This window comes from Comamonas sp. FUJ_7, from assembly GCF_057369555.1.
The window spans coordinates 81,149-95,558 of sequence record NZ_JBXXZI010000011.1 but is presented as its reverse complement, the minus strand read 5'-3'; the positions used below and the strand labels follow the sequence as shown (position 1 = coordinate 95,558).

13 protein-coding genes and 1 tRNA gene are annotated in these 14,410 nt (G+C 59.1%); 8 read left to right on the top strand and 6 right to left on the bottom strand.

Annotated elements, in window-relative coordinates; translation table 11 throughout:
* Positions 1-82 precede the first annotated feature (82 nt).
* Positions 83-159, top strand: a tRNA-Asp gene (locus AC2I9W_RS15540).
* Between the two features lie 292 nt (positions 160-451).
* Here AC2I9W_RS15540 and AC2I9W_RS15535 read toward each other — a convergent pair.
* Together AC2I9W_RS15535 and AC2I9W_RS15530 are read right to left on the bottom strand one after the other, a co-directional pair.
* Complete coding sequence (locus AC2I9W_RS15535) at positions 452-1,210, bottom strand: 3-hydroxyacyl-CoA dehydrogenase (RefSeq protein WP_486410823.1); 759 nt, start codon at positions 1,208-1,210, stop codon at positions 452-454.
* 264 nt (positions 1,211-1,474) lie between these two features.
* Positions 1,475-2,023, bottom strand: a complete 549-nt coding sequence (locus AC2I9W_RS15530; protein WP_486410822.1) for a phasin family protein — start codon at positions 2,021-2,023, stop codon at positions 1,475-1,477.
* A 352-nt stretch (positions 2,024-2,375) separates the two neighbouring features.
* On the opposite strand from AC2I9W_RS15530, the gene AC2I9W_RS15525 reads away from it, so the two are divergent.
* The 7 genes from AC2I9W_RS15525 (at position 2,376) to AC2I9W_RS15495 (ending at position 10,589) form a co-directional block, all read left to right on the top strand.
* On the top strand, positions 2,376-2,852 hold the full coding sequence (locus AC2I9W_RS15525) for an acyl-CoA thioesterase (RefSeq protein WP_486410821.1): 477 nt from the start codon (positions 2,376-2,378) through the stop codon (positions 2,850-2,852).
* Between the two features lie 232 nt (positions 2,853-3,084).
* Positions 3,085-4,329 carry a nicotinate phosphoribosyltransferase gene (gene pncB, locus AC2I9W_RS15520; protein ID WP_486410820.1) on the top strand — a complete coding sequence of 415 codons (1,245 nt, stop codon included), beginning with the start codon at positions 3,085-3,087 and terminating at the stop codon, positions 4,327-4,329.
* Positions 4,330-4,406: 77 nt separating this feature from the next.
* Positions 4,407-5,825: a sodium:proton antiporter gene (locus AC2I9W_RS15515; RefSeq protein ID WP_486410828.1), complete on the top strand. Its 1,419-nt coding sequence runs from the start codon at positions 4,407-4,409 to the stop codon at positions 5,823-5,825.
* 158 nt (positions 5,826-5,983) lie between these two features.
* Positions 5,984-6,961 carry a 2-hydroxyacid dehydrogenase gene (locus AC2I9W_RS15510; protein WP_486410819.1) on the top strand — a complete coding sequence of 326 codons (978 nt, stop codon included), beginning with the start codon at positions 5,984-5,986 and terminating at the stop codon, positions 6,959-6,961.
* Positions 6,962-7,108: 147 nt separating this feature from the next.
* On the top strand, positions 7,109-7,516 hold the full coding sequence (locus tag AC2I9W_RS15505) for a tautomerase family protein (RefSeq protein ID WP_486410818.1): 408 nt from the start codon (positions 7,109-7,111) through the stop codon (positions 7,514-7,516).
* Positions 7,517-7,758: 242 nt separating this feature from the next.
* Complete coding sequence (locus AC2I9W_RS15500; RefSeq protein WP_486410827.1) at positions 7,759-9,399, top strand: DNA recombination protein RmuC; 1,641 nt, start codon at positions 7,759-7,761, stop codon at positions 9,397-9,399.
* Complete coding sequence (locus AC2I9W_RS15495) at positions 9,396-10,589, top strand: MFS transporter (protein WP_486410817.1); 1,194 nt, start codon at positions 9,396-9,398, stop codon at positions 10,587-10,589. The genes AC2I9W_RS15500 and AC2I9W_RS15495 overlap by 4 nt, the downstream gene beginning before the upstream one ends.
* 66 nt (positions 10,590-10,655) lie before the next feature.
* Here AC2I9W_RS15495 and lapB read toward each other — a convergent pair whose 3' ends face one another.
* The 4 genes from lapB to rpsA all read right to left on the bottom strand — a co-directional run bounded on the left by lapB (position 10,656) and on the right by rpsA (position 14,351).
* Positions 10,656-11,813: a lipopolysaccharide assembly protein LapB gene (gene lapB, locus AC2I9W_RS15490; protein WP_486410816.1), complete on the bottom strand. Its 1,158-nt coding sequence runs from the start codon at positions 11,811-11,813 to the stop codon at positions 10,656-10,658.
* A complete protein-coding gene (locus AC2I9W_RS15485) occupies positions 11,803-12,132 on the bottom strand; it encodes a LapA family protein (protein ID WP_486410815.1) in 330 nt (109 codons plus the stop codon). The genes lapB and AC2I9W_RS15485 overlap by 11 nt, the downstream gene beginning before the upstream one ends.
* Positions 12,133-12,239: 107 nt before the next feature.
* The gene (locus tag AC2I9W_RS15480; RefSeq protein WP_158392234.1) at positions 12,240-12,560 is read right to left on the bottom strand and encodes an integration host factor subunit beta; all 321 of its coding nucleotides are present in this window, start codon (positions 12,558-12,560) and stop codon (positions 12,240-12,242) included.
* Between the two features lie 108 nt (positions 12,561-12,668).
* A complete protein-coding gene (gene rpsA, locus AC2I9W_RS15475; protein ID WP_158392232.1) occupies positions 12,669-14,351 on the bottom strand; it encodes a 30S ribosomal protein S1 in 1,683 nt (560 codons plus the stop codon).
* Positions 14,352-14,410 lie beyond the last annotated feature (59 nt).

The window sequence follows — 14,410 nt, the reverse complement described above, 5'->3', positions numbered from 1 at the left end:
GGGTACCGGGGTTCGAATCCCCGTAGGGTCGCCAAGTTTGAAGCGCTTGCAGCTGCATGATGTGCAGCAAAGCTTCCTGCCAGGAGTGGTAGTTCAGTTGGTTAGAATACCGGCCTGTCACGCCGGGGGTCGCGGGTTCGAGTCCCGTCCACTCCGCCAGATTCAAAAAGCCGCAATCAAGCAGTTGGTTGCGGCTTTTTTCGTTGCTCTGGTGCAGGAACTATTTCGGGCGCTCAAACATATTCGGTTATTTGCGGCTTTGGAAGATCTTTCAAGTCTCAAAAACAGGAGCTGCTTGCGCTCGTAGATTCTTGATTTCAGGTGGTTTTCTATTTGAAATCAAGGTCTTGCGTGCGCTAGCAGCTCCTGTTTTTTTCTGTTTGTTGCCTGTGCGGGCAGCTGCTGCAGCCGAGCAGCAGGCTCCAATCTCAGGCGTTCTCTTTGCCGGGCATTACTTTGGGGCCATGCGAATGGCACCGTCGAGTCGAATCACTTCTCCGTTGAGCATGTCGTTTTCCAGAATCTGCTTGACCAGCTTGGCGTAGTCTTCGGGGCGGCCCAGGCGGCTGGGGAAGGGAACGCTGGCTGCCAGGGCGTCTTGCACTTCCTGCGGCATGGCGTGCAGCATGGGGGTGCCAAAAATACCGGGGGCAATCGTCATATTGCGAATGCCGCTGCGCGCCAGGTCGCGGGCAATGGGCAGGGTCATGCCGACCACACCACCTTTGGAGGCCGAGTAGGCGGCTTGACCGATCTGGCCGTCATAGGCGGCTACACTGGCCGTAGAGATCAAAACGCCGCGCTCGCCCGTGACTTCCGGCTCGTTCTTGCTCATGGCGTCGGATGCCAGGCGAATCATGTTGAAGGTGCCAACCAGGTTGACCATGATGGTCTTGGTGTAGGTGGCCAGATTGTGGGGGCCGTTTTTGCCGACGGTTTTTTCTGCCGGGGCAATGCCGGCGCAGTTGATCAGGCCAACCAGCTTGCCAAGGCTGGTGGCTTTGGCCACCACGGCTTGCCCATCGGCTTCGCTGCTGACGTCGCAGCGCAGATAGCTGCCGCCAATGTCACGTGCTACGGCTTCACCGCGTTCGGCATTCATGTCGGCAATGACGACTTTTGCACCGTTGGCAGCCAGCATGCGCGCTGTGCCTTCACCCAGGCCTGAGGCGCCGCCGGTCACGATAAAAACGCGATCTTGAATCTGCATGAGTTGTCTCCTTGTTTTGACGTTGACGTAAACGTCAATTATGCAGAGCTTGTGCTCATGGCCGTCCTGCGGAAAGCGCGCATAAAAAAAAGCCCAATCGGGAAGATTGGGCTTTAAAGGGATCCATGAAACGGGGGTTTCAGGAGGATCCAAGGAGACAACTTGTGCAAGGCCGGTGGCATCAACAGATGGTCATCGACCTGACATGCTGGCAATTATAGGGTAAACCCTAGATTCTTGCCAAGCACATCAATAACCATGTTCTTAACGCTTGGCGCCGGTCGTTGCCTTGACGGCTTCAGTAGCGGTCTTGGTGGCGGCGCTGAAGTTGGCTTCGGCCATGTCGGAGGCTTGCTTGACAGCCTTTTGCACGGACTCGAACGCATTATTGGCGGCAGAGACCGCACTCTTGACCATGGCCACTGCGGACTCGGAGCCGACAGGTGCATTCTTGGCAGTGCTGTCCAGCAGAGCATTGAAGTTCTTGCGGGCTTCGTTGGACTGGGCTTCCAGCGCCTTGTTGAGTTCACCAGTGGTGTTGCTGGCGATGTCGTACAGGTGGCGGCTGTAGGAAGCAGTCTTTTCGGCCAAAGGCTGGAACAGGCCGGCTTGCAGGGTCAGCAGCTCTTGGGCGTCCTTGACGCTCAGAACGGCCTGGGTGTGTTGTGCAGCTTCTGCCAGGGCAGCGCGCGATGCGGTGACGTTCAACTCCACCAGCTTTTCCACGCCTTCGAAGGCTTTGCTGGTCAGGCCAAACAGGGTTTCCAGGTTGGCTTTGTGTGCGCTCAGGATTTGGTCAGGGGTCAGGCTCATGGCAACTCTCCAAAAATACGGATCTAACACAGGGATCGGGCAGGAGGAAATATCTGCTCTGACATGACCGCTATCTGTGAGTCAGTCGCATGTTGCAGTGCAGCATGGATCGCATTGTGGGAGAGATTTTGCGCCAGTGCAAGTATTAATTTGTTGCGTTGCAGCAAAAAATGCGTGAGTTGTTGTTCTTTGATAAGTATTTGATTTATAAAAACTTTGTTATGTCTGATAACTGACGTTGAGTGTCTCTAGGCGCGGTTTTGCTGCGATGCATCAAACTGTGTGAGCAAGAACTCTCATGTGCTGTCGCCGTGGTGCTGGCTGAGCAAAAGCCGCTCTGCACAATGCAGGCATGAGCGATCAATCTTCTCCACCTCAAACGCCTGTGCGTGCCATGCCTCAAAGGCGTGATGCCTATCCTGTCTTTCGTGAAATCAGCACGCGCTGGTCAGACAACGACGTCTACGGCCATGTGAACAATGTCATTTATTACAGCTGGTTTGATACGGCTGTGAATGCCTATCTGGTGGAACAGGGGGTGCTGGATATCCATGAGGGCCAGACGATAGGGCTGGTGATCGAGACCCAATGCAATTACTTTGCCTCGCTGGCGTTTCCGCAGAAGGTGGAGGCCGGTATTCGGGTCGCGCATACGGGGCGCTCCAGTGTGCGTTATGAGGTGGGGCTATTTGCCGCCGGGCAGCCAGAGTCGGCGGCTGCCGGGCACTTTGTCCATGTCTATGTGGACAGGCACACGCGCAGGCCAGTGGCTTTGCCCGAGTCTTGGCGGGCCGCGCTGTGGCCATTGCAGGTGAGCAGCTGTTCTTGAGGTTAAGGGTTTCGATAGCTGCCAGCCCTTTTTTATCAAGCGTTCAAGGCATGCTTCATTAATGCTTTTTGAGGTGCGGTGGCTTGGTCCCGGGGGCGACTGTGAGGGAGTACAAGCACGGGGCGGCGTGTGGAATCGCCTACACTCGTCAGTCTTTGCTGAGACTGGGCCTTTTTCTGTTTGGGCCAGCCTTGTTCCATGACTGAACGGACCGCCAGGCCCACCGTCGTCCATGATCATCACCAGCCTGCTAGACACCGACCTGTACAAATTCACGATGATGCAGGTGGTGCTGCATCAATTTCCGGGTGCTCAGGTGGAGTACCGTTTCAAATGTCGCAATCCCGGTGTCCAACTGGCACCGTATGTGAATGAAATCCGCGAAGAAATCCGGTCTCTGTGCAAGCTGCGCTTTCAGGATGCGGAACTCGCATACCTGAGTTCACTGCGTTTTATCAAGAGCGACTTCGTCGACTTCCTGAGTCTGTTTCAGCTCAACGACAAATACATCACGGTCACGCCGCTGAGCAATGGTGAGATCGACATCACCATCAAAGGCCCCTGGCTGCACACGATTCTTTTCGAGATTCCGGTGCTGGCCATCGTCAACGAGGTGTATTTCCGCAATACCCAGCCCGTGCCCAATTTCCTGCAGGGGCGCAAGCGCCTGGACGAGAAGATTGAGTTGTTGCAGGGAGCTGGGCTGGAGTCGCTCAAGATTGCGGACTACGGCACGCGCCGTCGCTTTTCCAAGGCTTGGCATGAAGAGGTGCTGCGTGTGCTGTGCGCGCGCCTGGGGCCTTCTGGCTCACGCCTGAGTAACACGGCACAGAGCCAGCGCAAGGGGCAACTGGCTGGCACCAGCAATGTGTTGTATGCCATGAAGCTGGGTCTGATTCCGCTGGGTACGCTGGCGCATGAATACCTGCAGGCCTGCCAGTCTTTGGGTCCACGCCTGCGCGACAGCCAGGTCTTTGGCTTTGAGACCTGGGCACGTGAGTATCGTGGTGACTTGGGCATTGCGCTGTCTGACGTGTACGGCATGAGCGCCTTCCTGCGTGACTTCGATCTGTATTTCTGCAAGCTCTTTGATGGTGCGCGCCATGACAGCGGTGACCCCTTTGACTGGGGCGAGCGCCTGATTGCGCACTACAAGGCCAACAAGATCGACCCGCTGAGCAAGGTGCTGATCTTCAGCGACGGGCTGACAGTGCCCAAGACGATCGAGCTGTTTGAGCGCTTCCATGGCCGCTGCCAGCTGGCGTTTGGCATTGGCACGAATCTGACCAATGACCTGGGCAGCCCGCCCGAGCATGTGCCGCTGCAAATCGTCATCAAGATGACGCGCTGCAATGGCCAACCTGTGGCCAAGCTCTCGGATACACCCGGCAAAAGCATGTGCGATGACGAAAAATATCTGGCGTATCTGCGCCAAGTTTTCAACATTGCGGCACCAGAGCCTGCGCAGCAGCTCTGAACGAATGAACGCAGCGGTGTCGCTACAGGCACCGAATAGAGAGAACGGAGGATGGGCGTTTGAACAGCAAACCTTGGATGAAAGCCGTCGCAGCCACAGGACTGCTGCTGGCGATGGGCGGTGCACAGGCTGCCGATATGGATGGTGCAGCCATGTCCGTGGCATGGGGCATACCTTTTGTGGGCATGCTGCTGTCGATTGCGCTGATGCCTCTGGTCGTTCCGCATTTCTGGCATCAGCACTTTGGCAAGGTGACGGCAGGCTGGGCGCTGGCTTTTTTGCTGCCGTTCGCACTGGTCTATGGCATGGGCGCAGCCGGGGTGAACCTGATGCATGCATTGCTGGCCGAGTATCTGCCGTTCGTGATCTTGCTGACGGCGCTTTACACAGTGGCGGGCGGTATTTATGTGAGGGGCAACCTGCACGGCTCTCCGGGGCTGAACACCGCGATCCTGGCCATTGGTGCGGTATTGGCAAGCTTCATGGGCACCACGGGAGCCTCCATGCTGCTGATTCGTCCACTGCTACGTGCCAATGACAATCGCCGTCATCAGGCCCATGTGGTGGTGTTCTTCATCTTCATCGTCTCCAACGCCGGTGGTGCGCTGACTCCGTTGGGTGATCCGCCCCTGTTCCTGGGCTTTTTGAAGGGCGTGGACTTTTTCTGGACGGTGCGCCATATCTGGCAGCCCATGCTGTTTCTGACCCTGGCATTGCTGGCTATCTTCTATGTGCTTGACAGCAAGCTGATGGGCAAGAAAGGCGAGACGGATTTGCCAGATCCCACCCCGAGCATGGATGTGACGGGAGCGCAAAGTCGCCTGGGCTTTGAAGGGCGCGTGAACTTTGCGCTGCTGGCGGTGGTGGTGGCTCTGGTGCTGCTCAGCGGCATCTGGCGCACGCCTGCAGGCTTTGAGATTGCGGGAACCCATGTTGGCCTGCCGGGTCTGGTGCGTGATGTGGGCTTGCTGCTGGTGGCCTTGGTCTCGCTCAAGCTCACACCGGCAGCGGTGCACAAGGCCAATGAGTTCGGTTGGGGACCCATGCAAGAGGTAGCGAAGCTGTTTGCCGGCATCTTTTTGACCATCATTCCCGTCATTGCCATGCTCAAGGCTGGGGTGGATGGCCCGTTTGGCGCCGTAGTGCGTGCCGTGACCAATAGCGATGGCACGCCCAACCCGGCCATGTACTTCTGGGCCACCGGTGTGCTGTCTTCTTTCCTGGACAACGCACCAACCTATCTGGTGTTCTTCAACACCGCAGGCGGTGATCCAGCGCATCTGATGACCGATATGGCGCTGACGCTGGCGGCCATCTCTGCCGGTGCGGTCTTCATGGGCGCGAACACTTATATTGGTAATGCACCCAACCTCATGGTCAAGGCCATTGCCGAAGATCGCGGTGTCAAGATGCCCGGATTCTTTGGCTACATGATCTGGTCGGTCTGCATTTTGGTGCCGCTGCTGGTGGTGATGACCTTGATCTGGTTTCGATAACTGGCTCCCCCTGAGCGGCTTTGCCGCTTCCCCCAGAGGGGGACGACACCATCGGTGCGGGACGGCCCTTCCTCGGTGTCTCTGAGGTGGGGCATGCTTGTTTAAGCTGATGCCTTTCTCAAAATAAACGCAGAAATAGATCTAAAGGAGACAACGCCATGAGTCAAAAGCCCCGTATCTTGATTGCCCGGGCCATTTCACCCGAAGTCGTGCAACGGCTGCAGCAGCACTTTGAGGTGCAGTCCAATCAGGATGATGTGGTCTGGACGCCCGCAGAGCTGGCCCAGCAGTTGCAGGGCAAGGATGGTGTGTTGACCACTGGTTCGCAAGCTATCAATGCCGAGCTGCTGGCTGCCTGCCCGCAGCTCAAGATCGTGGCCAATATGGCGGTGGGCTACAACAACTTCGATGTGCCGGCGATGACGGCGGCTGGCGTGCAGGGCACGAACGCCCCAGATGTGCTGACCGAGACCACGGCAGACTTTGGCTTTGCGCTGCTGATGGCGACTGCACGTCGCATTTGCGAGAGCGAGCATTACCTGCGTGCCGGGCTGTGGAAAGACTGGCATTACGACCTGTTTGCCGGTGCCGAAGTGCATGGCAGCACGCTGGGCATTCTGGGCATGGGGCGCATCGGCCAGGCCATTGCCCGCCGTGCAGCCCATGGCTTTGGCATGAAGGTCATCTATCACAACCGATCGCGTCTTGATGCAGCGCTGGAGGCCGAGTGCAAGGCCAGCTACGTCAGCAAGCCTGAGCTGCTGGCGCAGGCCGATCATCTGATGCTGGTGTTGCCCTTCACGCCAGAAAACCGCCACACCATTGGCGCGGCAGAGATCGCGCAGATGAAGCCCACGGCCACGCTGATCAATATTGCGCGCGGCGGCATTGTCGATGATGCGGCGCTGGCCCAGGCGCTGCGTGACAAGCGCATTGCGGCAGCGGGCCTGGATGTGTTCGAGGGTGAGCCCGCCGTGCACCCGGATCTACTGACGGTTCCCAATGTGGTGCTGACACCTCATATCGCCAGCGCCACCAAGGGCACACGCTCTGCCATGGCGGGACTGGCGGCGGACAACCTGATCTCCTTTTTTGCCGGCAAGGGGCCGCTGACCCCTGTCAACCAGCTGGCCTGACCGGCTGGGCCAGGGGCGATTAGGCCGCATCACGTCACATCAGTTTGAGGGCGGATGCGTGGTCTGAGCGCTTTGTCGGCTTTGATAATTTCTGCCCGCTTGGCGTCTGTGCGCCTGGCGGGCTTTTTTATTTCAAGCGAGACAGCAATGCCTTTTATCCGCACCAGCGTCCACAAGGACACCACGCTCGCTCAGCGCCAGGCCATCGTCAACGGGATTCAGCAGGCTCTGATCGATGGCATCGGCATGCCTGCTGATGAGATGTTCAACATGGTCGACGACTATGACGAGCACAAATTCTTCTTCAACCGCAGCTTCAGTGGCTACAAGCGCTCGGACCGCGTCGTTGTGGTGGAGATCACCATGCGCCGCGGCCGCAGCGATGCGATGAAGCGCGCGCTGCATGCCAAGATCGCCGCCAACCTGGAAAAAGACGCCGGTGTGGCGCCGAACGACGTGTTCATCTTCACACACGAAAACGACTACTCCGACTGGTCGGTGGGCGGCGGCAAGTTCGCCATGGCCATTGCCCAGCAGGTCGACCGCGAGGCCTGATTCTTGCGTCCGACGTTTGCCTCCTGGCTGTCACCAAGGCTGCAGCGGAGCAGCCACTTTTGATTGCATTGAGTTTTTCGAGGGCCTGAGGACTGATAATTTGCCGGCGCGCTAGTGCTTGCAAACTTCAGTCTGCCAAGGCCTGGGCGAAATATTTAATACAAAACAGGCTCAAGCGCTTATCTGGTAAGCGCTGATAGCTATGAAATCAAGAGTATGAAAGGCGCGGCACGACTGTGACGATGTGGTGGCTTGGGTTGACGGCGACAGCCGTGTTGATCGTGGTTTTGCTCCTGGTGCTGCTGTGGTGTCTGCAGGGGCTGCGCCGTCAGACAGACGCCGCGCTGGGGCCGGATGCCCTGCGCTTGCAGGCCCAGCTGCTGCAAGGGTTGCAGGCCATGGACATGCGTTTGCAGCAGCTGGAGCGCAGCAGCCAGAGCACGCAGATGACGGTGGCCAAAAGCGATGGCGCGCTGGACCGCGTCACCCAGCATGTGCAGACCCAGCTGGCCCAGGCGCAGCAGGATGCGCAGCTGGCGCGGCGCGAGCAGGCGGCCGCGTTGACGGCCTTTCGTGAAGAGGTCAGCCAGCTGGCGCAGCGCTTGGCGGCGGACAGTCAGCAGGCCCGCGCAGCGCTGGCGCAAAGCAGCGGCGAGCAGACGGCCCATGTGCAGCAGCGCTTTGAGGCGCTGGCCGAAACCACGCGCGGCACGCTGGACTCGCTCAAGGGCGATATTCAGCAGCAGCTCACGCACATGAGCACGAATATGGGCGCGGCGCTCAAAGATCAGCTGGGCAGCAATGGCGAGCAGCTGCGCCACCAGTTTGCGGTGCTGCAAGATGCCGTGAGCCAGCAACTGGGCGCGCTGGCGCAAGGCCAGCAGACCACGGCCGAGCAGCTGCGTGGCACGCTCAACGAGCGCCTGGCCACCATCCAGAATGACAACGCCCTCAAGCTCGACGAGATGCGTCGCACCGTCGACGAAAAGCTGCACGCGACACTAGAGCAGCGCCTGGGCGAGTCTTTCAAGCTGGTCAGCGACCGGCTGGAGCAGGTGCACAAGGGCCTGGGCGAGATGCAGACCCTGGCGGGCAGCGTGGGCGACCTGAAGCGCGTGATGACGAATGTGAAGTCGCGCGGCACCTGGGGCGAGTTGCAGCTGGGCTCCATCATCGACAACGTGCTCACGCCCGAGCAGTACGCCAAGAACGTCAAGACCGTGCCGGGCAGCGATGAGCTGGTGGAGTTTGCGATTCGCCTGCCGGGCCGCCAGGACGAGCAGCCCGTATGGCTGCCCATCGATGCCAAATACCCTGTCGAGCATTACCAGCGCTTGCAGGATGCGCAGGACAGCGCCGACCGCGTGGCCATCGTGGCTGCGGGCAATGCGTTTGAGACCTCTATCCGCGCCGAAGCCAAGAAGATTGCCGGCAAGTACATTGCGCCTCCTCACACCACGGACTTTGCCGTGATGTATCTGCCCACGGAAGGCCTGTTTGCCGAGGTGCTGCGTCGCCCGGGGTTGGTGGAAGCCTTGCAGAACGAAAGCCGCATTGTCGTCACCGGACCGGCCAACCTGGCAGCCATGCTCAACAGCCTGCAGATGGGTTTCAAGACGCTGGCCATTGAAAAGCGCTCCTCGGAAGTCTGGGGCGTGCTAGGTCAGGTCAAGACCGAGTTTGGCAAGTTTGGCGAGGTGGTCGAGGCCACGCGCAAGTCCATCGATGCCGCGGCCCGTAAGTTCGATCAGGTAGGCGTGCGTACGCGGGCCATTCAACGCCATTTGCGCAATGTGCAGGACTTGCCACAAGCCGATAGGGTGCCGCTGTTTTCTGCAGTTCCCGGTCACGACGAGCCACCAGGTGGCGAGGGTGAGGAATGAATGCAGCCTTGCTGCGCCTGATCCTGGCGCAAATCTGCATTCATGCCTGTATGACAGGCATGCGCATGGCAACGCCACTGCTGGCGCTCAAGGAGGGCTATAGCGCAGCAGCGGTGGGCATGTTGCTGGCGCTGTTTGCACTGACCCAGGTCTTCTTGTCCTTGCCGGCCGGGCGCTATGCCGATCGCCATGGCCTCAAGCGTCCGCTCATCATCAGTGTGATTGCGGCCAGTTGCGGGGCTGGAGTGGCCGTTCTGTTCCCGCTGTATCCCGTGCTGTGCCTGAGTGCGCTATTGACGGGCGGCGCCGCAGGTACGGCTTTGATTGCCTTGCAGCGCCATGTAGGCCGCATGGCGCATAACAAGGACGATTTGCGCAAGGTCTTCAGCTGGCTGGCGATTGGTCCGGCCATTTCTAATTTTCTGGGCCCGTTTGCGGCCGGGCTGCTGATTGACTATGCGGGTGGTGAGGCTGCCAGTGAAACCGGCTTCAGGGCTGCCTTTCTCTTGCTGACCCTGATGCCGTTGGCCGCCTGGTTCTGGGTCAGAGCGGTGGAGGAGTTGCCTCCCATACAGCATGCCGATGCGCATAAGAAAGCCACGGCCTGGGATTTGGTGCAGAACCGGGGCTTCAGGCGCTTGCTGCTGCTGAACTGGGCACTGTCTTCATGCTGGGATGTGCACACCTTTGTCGTTCCCATTCTGGGGCATGAGCGAGGCCTTCCTGCATCGGTGATCGGCTCTATCCTGGGCGCGTTCGCCATTGCTGCAGCAGTCATTCGCTTGCTGGTGCCTGTCATCACACGCCACTTGGCGGAATGGCAGGTGGTGCTGGGAGCCATGACTTTGGCCTGTGGACTGTTTATTGCCTACCCTTTCATGCCGGGGGCCTGGACGATGGGGGCTTGCTCCGTCTTGCTGGGCGTTGTGTTGGGTTCGGTGCAGCCTATGGTGATGAGCATGATTCATCAGATCACCCCACCAGAGCGTCATGGAGAAGCGTTGGGCTTGCGCATGATGGCCATCAATGGCTCGAGTGTGGTGATGCCGGTTCTGTTTGGCTCATTGGGAACCGTGGTGGGGGTCTCAGCCTTGTTCTGGGCTGTGGGCGTGCTGGTAGGAGTTTCTTCACGCCTTCCCTGGCTGATCGGCAAGCAAGATATGCCTGCGGGTGAGTGGAGGGCGCCTTAAGCCTTGGCGATGATTCATCCAAGAAAAAGAGCGCCGTCATGGGCGCTCTTTTTCTTGTGGAAGGGCTTACAGCTCTTCGACTCTGCGAGCCGGGTAGCTGTCCCAGCTCTGGCAGCCGGGGCAGTGCCAGAAATGGGTGCGGGCCTCAAAGCCGCAGGCCGCGCAGCGGTACCGGGTCAGTGGCTTGGTGGCATGGGTCAGTGCTTTTTGTACGGTGCCGTGAAATTGCTCTTCCGTCAGCGTTTCGCCCTCCAGCCACTGGGCAGCGGCCACCAAAGAGGGCTCGTGCTCCAGGTGCTGCACCAGACGCAGTCGACCAGGGGCTGCGTCATCTCCGCTCTTTTGATCGAGAGTGACCAGTGCTTGCAGTAAATCCAGCGACGGTGCTTGCTCATAGTGCTTGAGCAGCAGGCTGCGGGCCTCGCTGACGAGGCCAGTCGTTTCGGCAACTTCTACCAGCAGGTTGGCGGCCAGTGGCAGAGCGGAAGGGCTGTTCTGGGCCAGAGCCTTCAGGCTGGCAAAGGCATCGCGCGATTCGCCCTGGCGGTGCTGCAGCTGGGCCAGCTCCAGGCGTGGTCGCGGTGCCTGCGGCGCTGTCTCCAGTGCTTGCTGCAGCTGTGAGAAAGCCTTGTCCAGCTGTCCATGGGCAACCTGTGCCTGCGCATCCTCGCACAGGTAATGGGCCAGGCGGGTGCTGAAGTCACCCTGACCTGCTGCCTGCATTTTGCGAACAATGGCCGCTGCCTGAGCCCAGTCTCTGGAGCGCTCATAAATGGCCAGAAGAGCCAGCCTTGCTTCGCCCTCGTACTGGGTTCCATCCAGACGGTGCAGGGCCTCTTCGGCTCGGTCCAGCAGGCCAGCCTTGAGAAAGTCCTGTGCCAGAGCGTGCTGCGCGCGATCGCGATCTGGGCGAGAAAGATCGGCGCGGCTGAGCAGGTGCTCGTGTACACGCACAGCACGGTTGTATTCGCCACGCCGGCGAAACAGATTGCCCAGTGCAAAGTGCAGCTCTGTGGTGTCGGGGTCGTTCTGGACGGCCTCGATAAAGGCATCAATGGCCTTGTCCTGTTGCTCATTGAGCAGAAAGTTCAGGCCCTTGAAATAGGCTTTGGGGGCCTGACGGTTGTCGGCGCGCACCTGGCGCAGGTCCCAGCGGGAGGCCAGCCAGCCCAGCACAAAGGCTACGGGCAGGCCCAGCAAGATCCAAGTCAGATTAAATTCCATGCAAGTCGCTCGGCGCGGTGATCGAAGAGGAGTTCTGTTCCTTGGCTACAGCATTGGGAGCAGGCGCTGGCGAGGCAGGTGCTTGCTGCGCTGCGTGAGCCTCGCGGGCGGCACTGCGATGTTTGAGCCAGCGCGGCACCATGCCAAGCACGCCGACAAACAGGCCCAACGTAAAAGCGGCCAGTACTACCAGCACTAGCGGCGCGGTCCAGGCCGTGCCAAAGAAAAAGTGCACGGTAGCGTCTTGCTGGTTATTCAGAGCGAAAGCGAACAGAGTGAAAAAAATGGCTGCCTTGAGCAGCCACAGCAGGTATTTCATGCTTCCCTTGTGCCTCTAATGTGACGGGAAGATTTTAGGCCAGCCTATGCCCAGACTGGCAAACGAACACGACGTCTGTGTAAAAGGACTCTGACAGGCGCCTAGCCTCAGGCAGGCTGAGATTGTGATCCAGAGGAGTCGCTATTTTTGAGGTTGTCCACGGCTTCGCGCAAAGCCTTGCCAGGCTTGAAATGCGGCACGCGTTTGGAGGGCACCTGGACGGATTCGCCGGAGCGGGGGTTGCGGCCTATGCGAGGTTGGCGATGGTTGATGGCAAAGCTGCCAAAGCCGCGAATTTCAATGCGGTGACCGCGTACCAGGGCATCGCTGACTGCATCCAGAATGGTTTTGACGGCCAGTTCGGCATCGCGTTGGTTGAGTTGGCCAAATTGGGCGGCAAGTTCTTCGACGAGATCGGATCGGGTCATCGGGTGGCTAAGGCTTGGTTGAAAACAACAACGGGCGCACAGGGCGCCCGTTGTCTTTGACGCTTAGCGGTCAGTCAGGCGAGCTGGCTGACCTGCTGAGGCAAGTGATTACTTGTCAGCGTCCAGCTTGGCGCGCAGCAGAGCGCCCAGGCTGGTGGTACCAGCGTTTTCCTTGGAGGACTGAGCCGACAGAGAAGCCATGGCTGTCTGCTGTTCAGCGTGATCCTTTTGCTTGATGGACAGCTGGATGTTGCGGCTCTTGCGATCCACGTTCACCACCACGGCTGTCACTTCGTCGCCTTCCTTCAGGACGGAACGAGCATCTTCCACGCGGTCTTGCGAGATTTCGGAAGCGCGCAGGTAGCCGATGATGTCTTCACCCAGGTCGATTTCAGCGCCCTTGGCGTCCACAGTCTTGACCTTACCGGTCACGATCTGGCCCTTGTCGTTCACGGTCACGAAGGTCGTGAAGGGATCGCTGTCCAGCTGCTTGATGCCCAGGGAGATGCGCTCGCGCTCAACGTCCACGGCCAGCACGATGGCTTCGACTTCTTGACCCTTCTTGTAGTTACGAACGGCGGCTTCGCCAGCTTCGTTCCACGACAGGTCAGACAGGTGCACCAGGCCGTCGATACCGGCAGCCAGACCCACGAACACGCCGAAGTCGGTGATGGACTTGATGGGGCCCTTCACGCGGTCGCCGCGCTTGGTGTTCTGAGCGAATTCTTGCCAGGGGTTAGCCTTGCACTGCTTCATGCCCAGGGAGATGCGACGCTTGTCTTCGTCGATTTCCAGAACCATGACTTCCACTTCGTCGCCCAGGGACACGAGCTTGGTAGGAGCGATGTTCTTGTTGGTCCAGTCCATTTCGGAAACGTGCACCAGGCCTTCGATGCCGGGTTCCAGTTCCACGAATGCACCGTAGTCGGCGATGTTGGTGACCTTACCGAACAGGCGAGTAGCGGAGGGGTAGCGACGTGCAACGCCCATCCATGGGTCGTCGCCCATTTGCTTCAGACCCAGAGACACGCGGTTCTTTTCGGTGTCGAACTTCAGGATCTTGGCAGTGATTTCCTGGCCAGCAGTCACCACTTCGGAGGGGTGACGGACACGGCGCCATGCCATGTCGGTGATGTGCAGCAGGCCGTCGATACCGCCCAGGTCCACGAACGCACCGTATTCGGTGATGTTCTTGACCACGCCCTGAACGATAGCGCCTTCCTTCAGGGTTTCCATCAGCTTAGCGCGCTCTTCGCCCATGGAGGCTTCCACCACAGCGCGGCGGCTCAGCACCACGTTGTTGCGCTTGCGGTCCAGCTTGATGACCTTGAATTCCAGGGTCTTGTTTTCGAAGGGAGTCAGGTCCTTGATAGGACGTGTGTCGATCAGCGAACCGGGCAGGAAAGCGCGGATGCCGTTGACCAGAACGGTCAGACCGCCCTTGACCTTGCCGGAAGTGGTGCCGGTCACGAATTCGCCAGACTCCAGAGCCTTTTCCAGGGCCAGCCAGGAAGCCAGACGCTTGGCGGTATCGCGCGACAGTATGGTGTCGCCGTAGCCGTTTTCGATGGAGCCGATGGCCACGGACACGAAGTCCCCCACTTGGACTTCGATTTCGCCCTGGTCGTTCTTGAACTCGTCCAGAGGCACGTAGGCTTCCGACTTCAGGCCAGCGTTCACCACCACGAAGTTGTGCTCAACGCGCACGACTTCAGCGGTGATAACTTCGCCAGGACGCATTTCGGTGCGTGTCAACGACTCTTCAAAAAGGGCGGCAAAAGATTCAGACATGTAGTTCCTTGACCGCAGACAGGTTTCCGGCAGCACCATTGCCACCGTTTTTATGACTG